Genomic DNA, 16,052 nt, shown 5'->3' with positions numbered 1-16,052 from the left:
GGGCCGCACGGTTAACGGTGTCTTTAAATGCCGCCGGCCGGTTTGAAAATTCACGCTTGCTGTGCCTGTCTGGCATGGTGGCGCCAAGGAGTATGAGAATATAAGAATAATACCAACGTATAATATGTGTATTTAATAATAATAAATTTTTTGCCTTTAACATCGGCTGGTCGAAGTGCATCAGCGACGTTGAGGGGGAACATGAAAAACGTAACAATATCTACGCGCCTTTATGCGCTCGTCGCATTGTTTCTGGCAATACTGGCCGCGGCCCTGACATTCAGCCTGTTTGAAAGCTACCACGAAATGGAGCGCGAACGGAAAGCCGGGCTTGCGGCAATGAACGAAACCGCTGTTGCCATTCTCGATCAATATTACCGGCTGGAGCAGGGCGGGAGCCTGACGCGGGAGGCGGCGCAACAGCAGGCCAAGACGACCATTGCGGCAATGCGCTACGGCAATGGCAGCGGCTATTTCTGGATCAACGACATGCATCCCAAAATGGTGATGCATCCGATCAAACCCGAAATGAACGGCACGGACCTTACCGCCAACAAGGACCCGAACGGCAAGGCGCTGTTCGTTGAGTTCGTGAATACGGTCAAGGCGGGCGGCAAGGGCTTTGTCGATTATTACTGGCCGAAGCCCGGCGCGCCGGAGCCGGTCGAGAAATTTTCCCATGTCGCCGGCTTCGCCCCCTGGGGCTGGATTGTCGGCACCGGTGTTTATGTTGACGATCTTGAAGCGGTATTCTGGCGCGACGTTTATTTTAATGGCGGTCTCTGCATCGCCGCCGGTCTTCTGGTTGTCGGCGTGGCCGCAGCCGTCGTGCGCAGCGTGACGCGGCCGATCGATCTTATCCGCCAGAGCATGCGGCGGATTGCCGACGGTGACGGCGCGGCAGATATACAGTTCGCCGAGCGTCGCAATGAAATCGGCGCGATTGCCAAGACGCTGCTGGTACTGCGCGACAGCGTCAATGAGCGCAGCGCGCTGCAGGCCCGCGAGGCGGATCAGCAGCGGGTACTGGAGCAGGAGCGGCACGGTAACGAGATGGTTCTGCGTTCCGCATCCGAGCGGCAGGCCCATGCCATGGAGCGCCTTGGCAATGCGCTTGAGGCGCTTGCCAATGGCGACCTGACCGTTTCGCTTGCGGATATCGGCGCGGACTATGAAAAGCTGCGCATGGACTTCAACCGTGCCGTCGGCGCCTTGCACGGCGCGATCGAGGCGATTGCCAGAACCGGCCATGTGGTCAATGACAGCGCCTCCGACATCAGCGGTGCTACCGGCAATCTTTCCCGCCGGACCGAACAGCAGGCAGCGGCGCTGGAGGAGACGGCGGCGGCTCTGGACGAGATCACCGCCACGGTGCGCACCGCTTCCGAGCGTGCCAACGAGGCCCGGCAGATGGTGCAGGACACGAAAACCAGCGCCGGCCGCTCGGGCGAGATCGTGCGCAATGCCGTCGACGCCATGGGCCGCATCGAGGAGTCGTCGAAGCGCATCGGCCAGATCATCTCGGTCATCGACGAAATCGCCTTCCAGACCAATCTTCTGGCGCTGAATGCCGGTGTTGAGGCGGCGCGTGCGGGCGAAGCCGGGCGTGGTTTTGCCGTGGTGGCGCAGGAGGTTCGCGAACTGGCGCAACGTTCCGCCAATGCGGCCAAGGAAATCAAGACCCTCATCAACCGTTCGGCCGAAGAAGTCGGCGGCGGCGTCGCACTGGTGCGTTCGACGGGCGATGCGCTGGAGGAGATCGTGGCGCTGGTCAATCGTGTCGATGGGCATGTGAACTCCATCGCCACGGCGGCGCGCGAGCAGGCGACCGGCCTGCAGGAGATCAACACCTCCGTCAACCACATGGACCAGATGACACAACAGAACGCCGCCATGGTGGAAGAAACGACGGCGGCAAGCCAGACGCTCGCCGAGGAAAGCCGCCAGCTGCGCTCGCTGCTGTCGCGTTTCGAGCTTGGACATGGTGCCGGGCGCGAGGTTTCGCGGGCTGCTTGATTTCAGGTGTTTCAGGAAAGTTAAAGGGCGCGGCTTTGGCCGCGCCCTTTTGTTATGGGCAGGACTTTATCCGCCGGCGTCGTCATCGGACGCGATTGTCGCGGTCTTGTGTGGATGGGACTGCGCCAAACACATCATTCGTTATTTCCCGCAACCAATAAGGTTTCGTTTACCTCATTTCTTTAAAATTTATCCTGTATTGCCGCGAATAGCGGCCGCTGAAGGTACAGGTTCTCGTATGGCGTATGTTTCCCTTCCGCGTCGTCTTGTGACGTTGCTGATGATTTCCACGGTCATGGTGTCGTGTTCGGCGGAGGGCCTCGTGCCACCGGCGGAGGTGGACGGCACCACACGCGTCAGCGCCATCCGCTCCTCGCGGCAGCAGGGTTACAGCGCGCCGGCGGGTGCGGTGTATCAGGCCGAGCAGGCCGGGCAGGGCGCCGATTATCCGGCAGCCGTTTCACAGCCGATGCCGGAGCCTTACGCCTCGCAGGATCCCCTGCTGCAATCGCCGCAGGGCGGACAGGGTTATTCGACACTCGATTCCCAGCATCAGGCGCGCATGGCGGCAAGCGGCCATAGCAATATGCCGGCACAGACAATGCAGGGCCAGACGATGCAGGGGCAGACCATGCCCGCGCAGCAGATGACCAGCAACCAGATCGCCGAAGGCGAAGGCGGCGTGAACATGGATTCCATGCTGGGCGTGGAGCCGGTTCGCGGACTTGCCGAAGAACAGGATGCGGATATTGCCGAAGGTGCTTCGGCGCAGCCGGTGGTGGATGGTATCGGCACCGATAATCCCGTGGCCCTTCCTCCGGCCCGCCAGCCGCAACGGGCCAGCCAATCGCGGCTCATCCCGCCGCCGCCGCTCGGCGCCTCCTCCCGTCGTCAGCCGGTGGAAGAGGTGGCGATGGTGATGCCGAACGATCCGATGGCTGGCGGCGGGCTGCAAAGCAACCGCTCGATGCCGCCCGGCGTCATGCCATCTTCCGAAGTTGCCTGCCGCTCCGAACTTCGCCGCCTTGGCGTCGCTTTCCGGGATGTCGCGCGTATTGCCGACGGTCCGACCTGCGGTATCGACTATCCGATCGAGCTCAGCGGTCTCGCCAGCGGCGTCGCCATCCGGCCGGCGGTGAAGCTCAATTGCCAGGTCACGCTTGCCTTCGCCAAATGGGTGAAGTTCGAGCTCGTGCCATCCTCGCGCTTCCGTTATCTCTCCGGCGTCGGCCGCATCACGCCGATGGGCGGTTATTCCTGCCGCAAGATGAATTCACGCTCCAGCAATCCGTGGTCCGAACATGCACGCGGCAACGCCATCGATATCGGCACCATCACGCTGAAGAACGGCAAGGAAATCGACGTGCGCAGCAAGAGCTTCTTCGCCTTCCGCGAAAAAGCGCTGCTGAAGGCGGTGAGGTCCGACAGCTGCAAATATTTCTCCACCGTTCTCGGACCGGGCAGCGATCCCAATCACTGGAACCATTTTCACTTCGACCTGCGCACCCGCAAGTCAGGTTACAGGCATTGTGACTAGGGGGATTGAGACGCGAACGGCGTGATTGGGCAGGGCTATAGTCGGGCGGCGTTTTAGACGCTCGCTGTAATGCGTCATGTTTGCAACTTCCGTCATTCCGGCCTTGAGCCGGAATCCAGCCGACGCGCGTCAGCGCGACGGGAAGACTCCTTTCAGCTCAAGGACTTGAGCTGGCTGGATTCCGGCTCAAGGCCGGAATGACGGAAGTGCGGATTCACTTGTCGGAATTCCAACTCCTCTGTCACACCCCACAAAAAAAGACCGGCCCGAAGGCCGGTTGAAGAAGACAGCCTTATCGGGGGGATATCGGCGTCTTTGCAAGGGCATGCAATGGGAAACGATCCCATGGAGTGGTCCATCCGGCGCGGATGTGCGGCAAAAGACATCGCGCCGTACTGACCTGCGGCCAACATGGCTTGCCGCGTTCTTCTGATACGCTATGAGGGTCACATGTTTGTGACAACGGCCCTCGGGAGCCTGCCTTTATGCCCCCAGTTTCAGAGCTGATGGTCTTTGCTGCGGCGCTTGCGGCAGCGGGTGTGGTCGCCGGTCTTCTGGCGGGGTTGTTCGGCATCGGTGGCGGTGCTGTGCTGGTGCCCGTCTTCTACCAGGTCTTCGGGCTGCTGGATGTGCCGGAGGCGGTGCGCATGCATCTTTCGCTCGGCACGTCGCTCGCCATTATCGTGCCCACTTCCATCCGCTCGTTCCTGACGCATCGTCAGAAGGGTGCGGTCGATATCGATCTGCTGAAGGGCTGGATCGTCGCCGTGCCGCTCGGCACCATCCTCGCATCCGTGGTTGCAGCCCATGCCTCGAGCGTTGCGCTGCGGCTGATCTTCGCCTTCATCGCGCTGGCGCTTGCCTTCCGGATGATCTTCAACCGGGCAAGCTGGCATCTCGGTTCCGACCTGCCGCAAAACCCGGGCCGTTTTCTGGTGGGCACCGGCATCGGGCTTTTTTCGGGCCTGATGGGCGTGGGCGGCGGGGTGATGAACAACACCTTCATGACGCTTTACGGGCGCACCATTCATCAGGCGGTCGCCACGTCTTCCGGCGTCGGTGTGCTGATTTCGCTGCCGGGGCTCCTCGGATATATCTGGGCCGGCTGGGGCGATGCGGGCCTGCCGCCATTTTCCACCGGCTTCATCAACTGGATCGCCGTGGTGCTGCTGATCCCCATCACGCTTGTCGTTGCGCCCTATGGCGCGCGACTGGCGCACGCGCTCAGCAAGAAGCAGCTGGAGCGCGCCTTCGGACTGTTTCTGGTCTTCGTTGCGGCGCAGTTTTTCTATAGCGTTTACGGCTGATTTTCCCTCTTCGCCGAACGCAGTGTTCAGCCCGTCGGACTGGCATTTGCGCCTTTCCCGGCCTATATGGCGTGCATCTTACTCGGTTTTTCGAAAGATTCGCCATGAATGCCATTGTTTCGATACGGAATCTGACAAAATCCTACGCAAACGGCTTTCAGGCGCTCAAAGGTGTCAGCCTCGATATCAAAGAGGGGGAAATCCTTGCTCTTCTCGGTCCGAACGGTGCTGGCAAGACGACGCTGATCTCGATTGTCTGCGGTCTCGTCAATCCGGGTGAAGGTTCGGTGCTTGTCGGCGGGCACGATGTGGTGAAGGATTTTCGCCAGACCCGCGCCCTGATCGGCCTCGTGCCGCAGGAACTGACCACAGACCAGTTCGAGACGGTGTGGAACACCGTCAGCTTCTCGCGCGGCCTGCACGGGCAAAAGAAGAACCCGGAACTGATCGAGCGCATCCTGAAATCCCTGTCGCTCTGGAACAAGAAGGACAATATGCTGCGGGAGCTTTCCGGCGGCATGAAACGGCGTGTGCTGATCGCCAAGGCGCTGGCGCATGAGCCGAAGGTTCTGTTCCTTGACGAGCCGACGGCCGGCGTGGATGTGGCGCTGCGCCGAGACATGTGGAATGTGGTTTCCGAGCTGCGCGCCAAGGGCGTCACCATCATCCTCACCACGCATTACATCGAAGAGGCGGAAGAGATTGCCGACCGTGTGGGCGTCATCAATGGCGGCGAATTGCTGCTGGTGGAGGAAAAGACGGCGTTGATGAAGAAACTCGGCCGCAAGCAGCTTTTCCTGGAGCTTGCCCAGCCCGTGGAGCAATTGCCCGACAGTCTTGCGCCCTTCGGTCTGACGCTTTCCGATGACCGCTGCACCGTTACCTATGAAATTGAGGACAATGGCGAGCAGGGTCGCATTGCCGATGTTCTGAGCGCTCTTTTCGCCGCCAACATCCATTTCAAGGATATTTCAACGCGGCAGAGTTCGCTTGAGGATATCTTCGTTTCGCTGGTGGGAGGCCAGAAATGAATTTCGAAGCCATAAAGGCCATCTATCTGTTCGAAATGGCGCGCACGCGTCGCACCCTGCTGCAGAGCGTGGTCTCGCCGGTCATTTCCACCTCGCTCTATTTCATCGTATTCGGAACCGCGATCGGTTCGAGGATTCAGGAGGTTGGCGGTGTTTCCTACGGCGCGTTCATAACGCCCGGCCTTATCATGCTGACGCTTCTGACGCAATGTATCGGCAACGGCTCCTTCGGCATCTATTTCCCGAAATTCACCGGTACGGTCTATGAAATCCTCTCCGCTCCGGTGGCGATGACGGAAATTCTGGCCGGTTATGTCGGGGCGGCGGCGACCAAGGGGCTGATGATCGGCACGATCATCCTGATAACGGCTTCCTTCTTCGTGGATATCACCATCGCCCATCCGTTCATGATGATCCTGTTCTTCGTGCTGACGGCGGTGAGCTTCAGCCTGTTCGGCTTCATCATCGGCATCTGGGCGACGAATTTCGAGCAGCTGAACCTCATACCCATGCTGGTGGTGCCGCCGCTGACCTTCCTTGGCGGCAGCTTCTATTCCATCGACATGCTGCCGCCCTTCTGGCAGACGGTCAGCCACTTCAATCCGGTGCTTTATCTCATCAGCGGTTTCCGCTGGAGTTTCTATGAGATCGCCGACGTCAATCCTGCCATCAGCCTTGCGATGATCACGCTGTTTCTGGCGCTCTGCCTCGGTGTTGTCGGCTGGATGTTCAAGACGGGGTATAGGCTGCGCAACTGACGGTACGGCCTACCTCCTCATTCCTGTGCTCGTCACAGGAATCCAGCCGACGCGCGTCTGCGCGGCGGGAAGAGTCTCTCCAGCCCAAGGACTTGGGCTGGCTGGATCTCTGTGACAAGCACAGAGATGAGGGAGATTGGGGCAGCGTGTTGCCCAGTTCCCAAACGAGCCTCAAGACATAATCAACCCACCATCGACATTGATCGTCTGACCGGTGATATAGGCCGCGTCGTCGGAAGCCAGAAACGCCACCAGTGCGGCCACTTCGGCGGGCGTTCCGGCGCGGCGCATGGGAATGTTGCGCACCCATTCGGCCATCAGTTCGCCGGGCTTGTACTCACCCAGCATCTGGCCCCAGACGCGGTCGTTATAGTCCCACATTTCGGTGTGGATGATGCCGGGGCAAATGGCGTTGACGGTGATGCCCTCAGGCGCGAGTTCCTTGGCAAGGCTTTGCGTCAGGCCGACGACGCCGAACTTCGAGGCGGCGTAATGCGGGGTGTAGATGAAACCCTGCCGCGCCTGACCGGAAGCGGTGTTGACGAGGCGGCCCTTGGTGCCGCTTTCGCGGAAGCGGCGGATCGCCTCCTGGCAGCAGAGGAAGGCGCCCTTGGTATTGACGTCGAGGTTGAAATCCCACTGTTCCTGCGTCAGTTCCTCGATCTTGGAAATGGTGATGACGCCGGCATTCTGGACGGAGATGGAAAGCGGGCCGATCGCCTCTTCGGCGGCGCCATAGGCCTCGCGCACCGCTGCCGCATCCCGAACGTCGAGGATGAGGCCATGGGTGGTGGCGCCGGTTTCGTCCGCGAGTTTTTTGGCGGCATCCTGCGTGTCTTTGTCGACAGAGGCGATGGCGACTTTCGCACCTTCCTCGGCAAAACGGCGGGCGATGCCGTAACCGATGCCCTTGTTGCCTCCGGTCACGAATACGGATTGACCTTCAAAGCGCCTCATGTCTCCTCCTTTATGGGATTTTGGCTATGTTTCCTTGCCGACCAGTCGTTCGGCGGTGAATTTGTCAGTGACAAGCACGTCGATCACACCGGTTCTGAGCGCACCGGCAATCGCCTCGGTCTTTTTCGAACCGCCGGCCAGCGCAATGACGCGGTCGACATTGGAGAGGTTTTCCAGCGGCAGGCCGATGACCCGGTCGTCGAGCGGCGTCTTCACCGGCTTGCCTTGCCTGTCGAAGAACCGGAGCGATATGTCGCCCACCGCACCCGCCTGCGCGAGATCGGCGAGTTCCTTGGCGGAAAAGATGTTGCCGGAGCGGGCGAGAAGCTCCGACGGCTCGACCGCACCGATGCCGACGACGGCGAGGGTGATCGACCCGAAGAGATCGATGGTTTCGCGCACGAAGGGATCGGCGAGCATCAAAAGCTTCGCCTCGCGGGATGTGGCGACGCCCGGCACCGGCAGCAGTTTCGGTTCTGCCTCCGTCAGTCGCGCCAGACGCGTGGTGATCTGGGTCGCATGCGTTTGTACCGATGGGTCGCCCATGCCGCCCAGCGTCTGGACGATATAGCGGGCCTTGGCGCCTTTGAGCGGGTGGATGTTTTCCACCATCTTGAAGATCGTCTGGCTCCAGCTGGAAACGCCGATGATCTCGTTCTGCGACAGTGTCACTTCGAGAAAATGCGCCGCCGCTTCGCCGATGCGGGCCATGATCGCGCCATCGCGATCCTCGCTGCAATCGACAACGATGGCCTCCGGCAGGTCGAAACGTTCGCGTAGCTGCGCTTCGAGATCGCTATAGGTGCCGGGCGGCGGAATGATGCTGGTGCGGACGATGCCTTCCGCCTCGGCGCGCTTCAACATGCGCGAGACGGTGGCTTGCGAGAGATTGAGATGCTGGGCGATTTCCGCCTGTCGCTTGTGCTCGCTGAAATACATCTGCGCCACGCGGGAAATCATTCGAAGTTCGTTTAGCCTGCCCATAAGCCCTCCAGGGTGAATTTTTATTCACCATTACCCGAGGTTACAGGCAAGGTCGAGCGGGCAATCGCGTCGCGCCAGATGCCGAGCCGCTGCCGGCTTTCGCTGTTGGCGGGCGCGATGGTGTTGCCCTGGCTTGCAAGGGCGGCGATGGCCGTAAGATCGCTCCAGAAACCGAGGGCGAGGCCGGCGAGATAGGCAGCACCCAGCGCGGAGGCTTCCGGCGCATCGCGCTGGATGACGGGATGCTCCAGCATATCGGCGACGCATTGCATGAGGAAACGGTTCTGGCTCGGCCCGCCATCCACAAACAGCCGCCCGAAACCGGCGGGCGACTGCGCGCGCATGGCGGCAAAGACGTCATGGACCTGAAAGGCGATGGAATCGGTGACAGCGCGGGCCATCTGGGCACGGCTGGTGCTGAAATTGATCTGGGAGAAAAGCGCACGCGCATTCGTATCCCAATAGGGTGCGCCAAGACCGACGAAGGCCGGCACGAAGCCGGGGCCGTTTGGCTCGGCGGTGGCGGCCAACTCGACGAGGGCGGCGACATCGGGCAGGCCGAGAATCTCCGTCATCCAGGGCAGGGAGGCGGCGGAAACGAGAATATTGCCCTCGAAGGCGAAGGTGGGTTTGCCGCCGAGCCGCCATGCAACGGTGGTGGTGATGCCGCGTTCGGGCGCGATGAAATGCGGCAGGGTCGTCATGACAGAGGAGCCGGTGCCGAAGGTTACCTTGCCATCGCCCGGATTGAAGGCGCCATGGCCGAAGAGGGCGGCGTGGCTGTCGCCGATGGCGGCGAGGATCGGCGTGCCATCCTTGATGCCGGGAACGCCTGATGTGACGCCAAAATCGCCGCTGCTGTCGCGCAGATCGGGCAGGGTGTCGATATCGATGCCGAAAAGGCCGCAAAGCTCATCGCTCCAGACCTGCCGGTTGAGATCGAGCACCTGGCTGCGGGCGGCGTTGGAGGCGTCGCAGGCATGGACCTTGCCGCCGGTGAAGCAATGGATGAGCCAGCTATCGATGGTGCCGAGGCGGAGCCTGCGCCCCTTCGGCGCGCGCTCCAGCAGCCAGCGCATTTTTGCACCGGGAAACATCGGGTCGATCGGCAGGCCGGTCAGCGCCATGACGCGCTCGGAATGGCCCTTTTCGATCAGTTCGGCGCAATCCTGCGCCGTGCGGCGGCATTGCCAGCTGAGCACCGGGCCGAGCGGCTCGCCGGTTTCGCCGTCCCAGATGGTCACGGATTCGCGCTGGTTGGAGATGGCGATGGCTGCGATATCGACGTTAGAGGGCGCGGCGGCAAGGCAGGCGGAGATCGCTTCGCAGACCGAGGCCCAGATGCGCTGCGGCTCCTGTTCCACCCAGCCGGGCTGCGGATAGGCGATGCCGACCGGTGATGAGCCGCGCGCCAGCAACTCTCCGCTTTCCGAGACGAGAATGGCCTTGGAATTGGTGGTGCCCTGATCGATGGACAGAATGGCGCGCATTACGTGAGTCTTTCGTCGGCAGTTTTTCGTTTCCGCCTTGCGGCGATTAAACGACGATATTGCAGAAAGGGTGTCGCCGCGCATCCGAAGACACGCGACGACTCTGGGAGGAGACTTTATTTTCTCTTGATCAGCGCTTCGGCCGCATCCGCAATGGCCGCCGGAGCCATGCCGAATTCATCAAGCAACCATTCGGCGGAACCGGTGTGAGCAAAGACGCCGGGAACGCCGAGGCGCTTCATCGGCACGGGGGCCTGATCGACCACAACTTCGGCAATGGCGGAGCCGAGGCCGCCGAAGATCGAATGTTCCTCTGCCGTCAGGATCGCGCCGGTTTCCTTTGCTGCGGCGACGATGGCCGCCTCATCGATGGGTCGCACGGTCGCCATGTTCAGCACGCGGGCCTTGATGCCGCGGCTTGCCAGAATGTCGGCGGCCTTGACGATGCGGTGCGTCAGCGTGCCGTTGGCGATCAGCGTCACATCGGAGCCTTCGCGCAGCAGGTTGGCGCGGCCGAGTTCGAAGACATGGCCTTCCGGCAGCAGATCCGGCACGCCGACGCGCGACAGGCGCAGGAAGCAGGGGCCGGCATAGTCCGCCGCCCATTTGACGGCTGCCGCCGTCTCGATGCGGTCGCAGGGGGCGATGACCGGCAGGTTCGGCAGAACGCGGGTCCAGGCGAAGTCCTCGATGGAGTGGTGCGTCGGGCCGAGTTCGCCATAGGCCATGCCCGAGGAGATGCCGATCAGTTTCACATTGGCGTTCGAGTAAGCGAGGTCGGCCTTAATCTGCTCCAGCGCGCGACCGGTGAGGAAGCAGGATGCGCCGCAGACGAAGGGCAATTGGCCGCCATTGGCGAGACCCGCGCCGACGCCGACCATATTCTGTTCGGCAATGCCGACATTCACGAGGCGCTCGGGGAATTTCGACTTGAAGCCGCCGAGTTTCGAGGAGCCGACCGAATCGTTGCAGACGGCGACGACCTTGTCATTGCCGGCGGCCAGCGCTTCCAGCGTTTCGGCGAAGGCGTCGCGGCAGTCATAAAGCTTGGCGGCGGTTACGGGCGCGTTCATCACAATGCCTCCGAAAGTTCTTTGACGGCGATTTCATATTGTTCCCTGCTCGGAACCTTATGGTGCCAGTCGACGCGGTCCTGCATGAAGGAAATGCCATGACCCTTGTTGGTGTGGGCGACAACGCAATGCGGGCGGTCGCCGCGATGCTCCAGCGCCGGCACGACTTCCGCCATGGCGTTGCCGTTGATTTCGCTGACTTCCCAGCCGAAAGCCTCGAGCTTCGGGCGAAGCGGTGCGACATCGTTGGTTTCCGAAAGCGCCGCACCCTGCTGGAAGCGATTGTGATCGACGATCAGCGTCAGGTTGTTCAGGCCGAACTGTGCGGCGGACATGATGGCTTCCCAGTTGGAGCCTTCCTGCATCTCGCCGTCACCGGTCATCACATAGGTGTGGTAGTCCGCGCCGGAAAGCTTGGCCGCCTTCGCCATGCCGACGGCGACGGGCAATCCATGGCCGAGCGGGCCGGTATTTGTTTCGACGCCCGGCACCTTGTTACAGTTCGGGTGGCCGTTGAGGCGCGAATTCGGCTGCAGGAAGGTCGAGATTTCCTCTTCCGGGATGAAACCGCGCTTGGCGAGCGTCACATACAGCGCGCAGGCCGTATGGCCCTTGGAAAGCACGAAACGGTCGCGGGCAGGGTTCTTCGGATCATCCGGCCAGATGCGCAGGACGCGGAAATAAAGGGCCGTCATGATGTCGATAGCAGACATTTCGCCGCCGACATGGCCCGCACCCGCTTCGAAAACGGCTTGTACGTCGCGAAGGCGAATCTGGCGCGCAATGCGCTCTAGCTCCTGGGACTGCATGGAATCCTCTTCAAAACATGCGTGTGAATATTTATACAGCTATTTATATAATTGCAGAGATGGCGTTTCTGTCAAGCCGGAATTGCGGATTCTCTTGTTTCAATCCGTGCTGGTTATTTCTGCCGCTACATTCGCATTCATGGTGAAGAGCATCTCCACCGCCCTCATTCCTGTGCTTGTCGCAGGAATTCAGTGAGCCCAAGTCGTTGGGCTGAAGGGTTTTTCTCGCCGCGTAGACGCGCGTCGGCTGGATTCCTGTGACGAGCACAGGAATGAGGGTGGGAACGTAAGTCGCCAGCCATCCCATCCTCCGCAGGGTCCGTCCCGCCATTAACGCCCTATTGACAAGCTTCTCGAAACTGGCTTATGCATGTTTCACCGATTATGAATAATTATTCTAATCGGTTTAAAAAATGCAAGACAGTCACCGGGAGGAGCCATGTCCGCGATTGAACGCAATGAGGGGGTCACGCACACCAGGAGCCCGCTTGCCTGGTTGAGCGGTGCGACCGGACCTCTTTTGGGCCTGCTGCTGCTCTGCGTGTTTCTGACCTTCGCCAGCGAGAATTTCCTGTCGCTGCGCAATGGGCTCAACATTCTCGACCAGATCACCGTGCTCGGCATCATGGCCGTCGGCATGACCTTCGTGATCCTGCTTGGTGGTATCGATCTGTCTGTCGGCTCGGTTCTGGCGCTGTCGATGATGATCATGGGCTGGACGGCCAATGTGGCGGGCATGCCGATGGGCATGGCCATCGTGCTGGCGCTGATCGCGTCCGCCGCCTGCGGCCTCGTGGTCGGTATTCTGGTTACGGCTTTTCGGGTGCCGGCCTTCATCGCCACGCTGGCCATGATGTCGGTGGCGCGCGGTCTCGCCAACATGATCACCGATGGACAGCAGATTGTCGGTTTCCCTGACTGGTTCATGATGCTGGCAATCGACCGCCATTTCGGCGTGCTGACAGCGACCGTGCTTCTGATGCTCGTCGTCGTTCTGGTTTCCTGGCTGTTCCTGCGCTTCCGTTCGGAAGGCCGCACGGTCTATGCGGTGGGCGGTAACCCGGAAGTGGCGCGCCTTGCCGGTATCAATGTGCCGCTGGTGACGATCTGCGTTTATGTCGCCTGCGCGGTTCTTGCCGGTCTTGCCGGCATCGTTCTCGCCGCACGTCTCGACTCGGTGCAGCCCTCCAGCGGCTTCGGTTACGAGCTGGATACGATTGCGGCCGTTGTCATCGGCGGAACCTCGCTTTCGGGCGGTGCGGGCGGCATCGGCGGAACGCTGATCGGCGTGCTGATCATCGGCGTGCTGCGCAACGGCCTCAACCTGCTCAACGTCTCTCCCTTTCTCCAGCAGGTCATCATCGGTGTCGTCATCGTGCTGGCCGTTGGCGCTGAAACATTGCGCCGCCGCAGAAGCTGAATTTGCCTGCGGAGGGTGCTGAGCCGTCCGCGCAATAAACGACCCTCCTTATGGGGAGGCGTGAAATAAACGGCCGGAGGGGAGGAGGTTCGATCTGCCCGAAGGTCAACAATCAACAAATGGAGGAATAATCATGAAATTTTCACGCATTCTGCTGACATCCGCCGCCCTTCTCGCCCTGTCGCTCGGCTCTGCCAATGCCGCCGAAGTCAAGAAGATCGGCCTTGCCGTCGCCAATCTGCAGGCGAACTTCTTCAACCAGATCAAGCAGGCCGTCGAAGCTGAAGCCAAGACGCGCGGCATTGCCGTCGTCACCGTCGATGCCAAGGGCGACGGCCCGACACAGGTGAACCAGATCCAGGATCTGCTGACCCAGAATATCGATGCGCTGATCTATATTCCGGCCGGCGCCGCTGCCGCGACCGTTCCGGTGAAGCTTGCCAAGGCCGCCGGCGTTCCGGTCATCAACATCGACCGCAATGCCGATGGCGCGCCGGGCGATACCTTCCTCGCCACCGATTCCGTCGCTTCCGCCAAGGCGGTTTGCGATTACATCATCAAGCAGGCCGGCGGTTCGGGCAAGATGGTCATCATCCACGGCCAGAAGGGCACGACGCCGGAAGTGGACCGCACCAAGGGCTGCATGGAATCGGTGAAGGCCAATTCCGGCGTGAAGATCGTTGCCGAACAGTGGTCCAACATGTGGAGCCAGGACGAAGGCTTCCAGATCATGCAGAACATGCTGCAGGCCAATCCGGATGTTTCCATCGTCTTTGCGCAGGCCGACGGTCTGGCGCTTGGCGCGGCGCAGGCGATCAAGGTCGCCAATCCCTCGCAGAAGATCGTCGTTGGCGGCTTCGATGGCGATACGGCGGCGCTTGAGGCGCTGAAGAACGGCGTCTTCGACGTGACCGCAACACAGCAGACCCAGAAGATGGGCCGCACGGCTGTCGAGATGGCCGTCAAGATCGTCGGCGGCGAGAAGGTTCCGGCCGTGCAGCTTTCCGATGCGACGCTGACCACCAAGGAAAATGTCGAAGGCTTCATCGCCAACCATCCCTGATGCATCCGCCCCGCGCCTCCGATGGGATGCGCGGGGCATTCATTGGTTTGTCTTTATGCAATTTGGACACAAGGCTGTGGCGTATCTCCGCCGCGATCCTGTCCTGGGAGGTCCCGTCATGCGCGAGCCGGTTCTTTCGCTCCGTGGCATCAGCAAACGTTACGGCCCGCTCGAGGTTCTGAAGAACGTCGATCTCGATGTTTATCCCGGCGAAGTGGTGGCCCTGCTGGGTGAAAACGGCGCGGGCAAATCCACGCTGTCAGGCATCATCGCCGGTTCGCGTGAACCGTCCGAAGGCTCGATGACATGGCTCGGGCAGCCCTATGCGCCGTCTTCGCCGCGAGAGGCGATCGACAAGGGCATCGTGCTCATCCATCAGGAATTGAAGCTTCTGCCGGAGCTTTCCATCGCCGAAAACGTCTTCATTGGCCGCTGGCCGATGAAGAACGGCGTTGTCGACCGCGCCGAGATGGTGCGCAGAGCCCAGCAGCAATTGGCGCGTCTCAACCTTCACATTCCCGCAACCCGCAAGGTGGCCGGCCTTTCGACCGCCAATCAGCAGTTGATCGAAATCGCCAAGGCGCTGGCGCTGGACGCCAAACTTCTGATCCTCGACGAGCCGACGGCGGCACTTGGCGGCGCGGAAACGCAGGCGCTGTTCGAGCAGGTGCGCAAGCTGCGCGCCGAGGGCGTGGGCATCATCTATATTTCCCACCGCATGGAAGAGATCAAACAGATCACCGACCGCATCGTCGTATTGCGCGATGGCGAGCGGGTGCATGAATTCGCCGATAGCGCGACGCCGGTGCGCACCATTGTCGAAAGCATGGTCGGCCGCTCGCTGGAGCGCCTGTTTCCGACACTGCCGGAGCCGCAGGACAAGATGGTGCTGGAAGTGCAAGGGCTGACGGGCGTGAACAATGCTTTCCGCGACATCAGCTTCGGCGTCCGCGCCGGTGAAATTCTCGGCATTGCCGGTCTGATCGGTGCGGGACGCACCGAACTGGTGCGGGCCATTTCCGGCGCCGATCCGACGAGTGCGGGTGAGGTGTTGCTGGATGGCAAGGTGCTGACGCTGAAAAGCCCGGCGGATGCGATTGCCAAGGGCATCGTCATGGTGCCGGAAGACCGCAAATTGCAGGGGCTGGTGGTCGAGCACGAGATCGGTGAAAACCTGATCTATGCCAATCTCGACCGCGTCGGTACCGGCTGGATCACGCCGCGCATCAAGCGCGCCTTTACCAGGGAAGCGATCGCCAAATTCGGCGTCAAAGGCCGCAGCGAACAGCCGGCATCCGATCTTTCCGGCGGCAACCAGCAGAAGGTGGTGATTGCCAAATGGCTTGCCCGCAATCCGCGCGTTGTGGTGCTGGACGAGCCGACCCGCGGCATCGATGTCGGCGCGAGGGCGGGCATTTACGATATTATCGTCGGTCTGGCGAAAGACGGCGTCGCCGTCATTGTCGTCAGCTCCGATCTGGAGGAGGTGCTGGGCGTTTCGAACCGCATCCTCGTGCTTGCGCAGGGAAAACAGGCCGGCATCCTCAACCGCGACGAAGCAAACGACGTCTCGGTCATGGAACTGGCAACCATCTGAAGAAGGAAAC

The 16,052-nt window shown here is 61.1% G+C and carries 13 protein-coding genes; 8 read left to right on the top strand and 5 right to left on the bottom strand.

Translation table 11 applies throughout. The features are described from left to right. Positions 1 to 201 precede the first annotated feature (201 nt). The 5 genes from I3J13_RS10025 (at position 202) to I3J13_RS10005 (ending at position 6,649) form a co-directional block, all read left to right on the top strand. Complete coding sequence (locus I3J13_RS10025) at positions 202 to 2,016, top strand: methyl-accepting chemotaxis protein (RefSeq protein ID WP_196378712.1); 1,815 nt, start codon at positions 202 to 204, stop codon at positions 2,014 to 2,016. Positions 2,017 to 2,254: 238 nt separating this feature from the next. Beyond that, positions 2,255 to 3,553, top strand: coding sequence for an extensin-like domain-containing protein (locus I3J13_RS10020; RefSeq protein ID WP_196378711.1), 1,299 nt, complete (start codon positions 2,255 to 2,257; stop codon positions 3,551 to 3,553). A 485-nt stretch (positions 3,554 to 4,038) separates the two neighbouring features. Continuing rightward, the gene (locus I3J13_RS10015) at positions 4,039 to 4,860 is read left to right on the top strand and encodes a sulfite exporter TauE/SafE family protein (RefSeq protein ID WP_035261319.1); all 822 of its coding nucleotides are present in this window, start codon (positions 4,039 to 4,041) and stop codon (positions 4,858 to 4,860) included. Between the two features lie 104 nt (positions 4,861 to 4,964). Next, complete coding sequence (locus tag I3J13_RS10010; RefSeq protein WP_003520395.1) at positions 4,965 to 5,891, top strand: ABC transporter ATP-binding protein; 927 nt, start codon at positions 4,965 to 4,967, stop codon at positions 5,889 to 5,891. Continuing rightward, the gene (locus I3J13_RS10005) at positions 5,888 to 6,649 is read left to right on the top strand and encodes an ABC transporter permease (protein WP_003520396.1); all 762 of its coding nucleotides are present in this window, start codon (positions 5,888 to 5,890) and stop codon (positions 6,647 to 6,649) included. The genes I3J13_RS10010 and I3J13_RS10005 overlap by 4 nt, the downstream gene beginning before the upstream one ends. A gap of 171 nt (positions 6,650 to 6,820) precedes the next feature. Here I3J13_RS10005 and I3J13_RS10000 read toward each other — a convergent pair whose 3' ends face one another. From I3J13_RS10000 to I3J13_RS09980, 5 genes are all read right to left on the bottom strand, one after another. Then, positions 6,821 to 7,606: an SDR family oxidoreductase gene (locus I3J13_RS10000; RefSeq protein ID WP_196378710.1), complete on the bottom strand. Its 786-nt coding sequence runs from the start codon at positions 7,604 to 7,606 to the stop codon at positions 6,821 to 6,823. 24 nt (positions 7,607 to 7,630) lie between these two features. Further along, complete coding sequence (locus I3J13_RS09995) at positions 7,631 to 8,590, bottom strand: sugar-binding transcriptional regulator (protein ID WP_196378709.1); 960 nt, start codon at positions 8,588 to 8,590, stop codon at positions 7,631 to 7,633. Between the two features lie 20 nt (positions 8,591 to 8,610). Then, positions 8,611 to 10,080, bottom strand: coding sequence for an FGGY family carbohydrate kinase (locus I3J13_RS09990; RefSeq protein WP_196378708.1), 1,470 nt, complete (start codon positions 10,078 to 10,080; stop codon positions 8,611 to 8,613). Between the two features lie 116 nt (positions 10,081 to 10,196). After that, a complete protein-coding gene (locus I3J13_RS09985) occupies positions 10,197 to 11,153 on the bottom strand; it encodes a transketolase family protein (RefSeq protein WP_196378707.1) in 957 nt (318 codons plus the stop codon). Then, the gene (locus I3J13_RS09980; RefSeq protein ID WP_196378706.1) at positions 11,153 to 11,962 is read right to left on the bottom strand and encodes a transketolase; all 810 of its coding nucleotides are present in this window, start codon (positions 11,960 to 11,962) and stop codon (positions 11,153 to 11,155) included. Before I3J13_RS09980 ends, I3J13_RS09985 begins: the two co-directional genes overlap by 1 nt. Positions 11,963 to 12,401: 439 nt before the next feature. On the opposite strand from I3J13_RS09980, the gene I3J13_RS09975 reads away from it, so the two are divergent. The 3 genes from I3J13_RS09975 to I3J13_RS09965 all read left to right on the top strand — a co-directional run bounded on the left by I3J13_RS09975 (position 12,402) and on the right by I3J13_RS09965 (position 16,042). Further along, positions 12,402 to 13,382 carry an ABC transporter permease gene (locus I3J13_RS09975; protein WP_065655910.1) on the top strand — a complete coding sequence of 327 codons (981 nt, stop codon included), beginning with the start codon at positions 12,402 to 12,404 and terminating at the stop codon, positions 13,380 to 13,382. Positions 13,383 to 13,515: 133 nt separating this feature from the next. Beyond that, positions 13,516 to 14,445, top strand: a complete 930-nt coding sequence (locus I3J13_RS09970) for a sugar ABC transporter substrate-binding protein (RefSeq protein WP_035262239.1) — start codon at positions 13,516 to 13,518, stop codon at positions 14,443 to 14,445. 118 nt (positions 14,446 to 14,563) lie between these two features. After that, a complete protein-coding gene (locus I3J13_RS09965) occupies positions 14,564 to 16,042 on the top strand; it encodes a sugar ABC transporter ATP-binding protein (RefSeq protein WP_196378705.1) in 1,479 nt (492 codons plus the stop codon). The last annotated feature ends 10 nt before the right edge of the window (positions 16,043 to 16,052 follow it).

This window comes from Agrobacterium leguminum (assembly GCF_015704895.1).
In the GTDB taxonomy this organism is placed as follows: Bacteria; Pseudomonadota; Alphaproteobacteria; order Rhizobiales; family Rhizobiaceae; genus Agrobacterium; species Agrobacterium leguminum.
Note: the sequence above shows the minus strand (reverse complement) of the source record. Positions and strands in the feature narration are given on the sequence as shown.

What these genes read in the sequence shown, in the direction of transcription:
- I3J13_RS09995 (WP_196378709.1), bottom strand. Translation starts at nt 8,590, where the DNA reads ATGGGCAGGCTAAACGAACTTCGAATGATTTCCCGCGTGGCGCAGATG.
- I3J13_RS10000 (WP_196378710.1), bottom strand. Translation starts at nt 7,606, where the DNA reads ATGAGGCGCTTTGAAGGTCAATCCGTATTCGTGACCGGAGGCAACAAG.
- I3J13_RS10010 (WP_003520395.1), top strand. Translation starts at nt 4,965, where the DNA reads ATGAATGCCATTGTTTCGATACGGAATCTGACAAAATCCTACGCAAAC.
- I3J13_RS09980 (WP_196378706.1), bottom strand. Translation starts at nt 11,962, where the DNA reads ATGCAGTCCCAGGAGCTAGAGCGCATTGCGCGCCAGATTCGCCTTCGC.
- I3J13_RS10015 (WP_035261319.1), top strand. Translation starts at nt 4,039, where the DNA reads ATGCCCCCAGTTTCAGAGCTGATGGTCTTTGCTGCGGCGCTTGCGGCA.
- I3J13_RS09990 (WP_196378708.1), bottom strand. Translation starts at nt 10,080, where the DNA reads ATGCGCGCCATTCTGTCCATCGATCAGGGCACCACCAATTCCAAGGCC.
- I3J13_RS10005 (WP_003520396.1), top strand. Translation starts at nt 5,888, where the DNA reads ATGAATTTCGAAGCCATAAAGGCCATCTATCTGTTCGAAATGGCGCGC.
- I3J13_RS10020 (WP_196378711.1), top strand. Translation starts at nt 2,255, where the DNA reads ATGGCGTATGTTTCCCTTCCGCGTCGTCTTGTGACGTTGCTGATGATT.
- I3J13_RS10025 (WP_196378712.1), top strand. Translation starts at nt 202, where the DNA reads ATGAAAAACGTAACAATATCTACGCGCCTTTATGCGCTCGTCGCATTG.
- I3J13_RS09975 (WP_065655910.1), top strand. Translation starts at nt 12,402, where the DNA reads ATGTCCGCGATTGAACGCAATGAGGGGGTCACGCACACCAGGAGCCCG.
- I3J13_RS09965 (WP_196378705.1), top strand. Translation starts at nt 14,564, where the DNA reads ATGCGCGAGCCGGTTCTTTCGCTCCGTGGCATCAGCAAACGTTACGGC.
- I3J13_RS09970 (WP_035262239.1), top strand. Translation starts at nt 13,516, where the DNA reads ATGAAATTTTCACGCATTCTGCTGACATCCGCCGCCCTTCTCGCCCTG.
- I3J13_RS09985 (WP_196378707.1), bottom strand. Translation starts at nt 11,153, where the DNA reads ATGAACGCGCCCGTAACCGCCGCCAAGCTTTATGACTGCCGCGACGCC.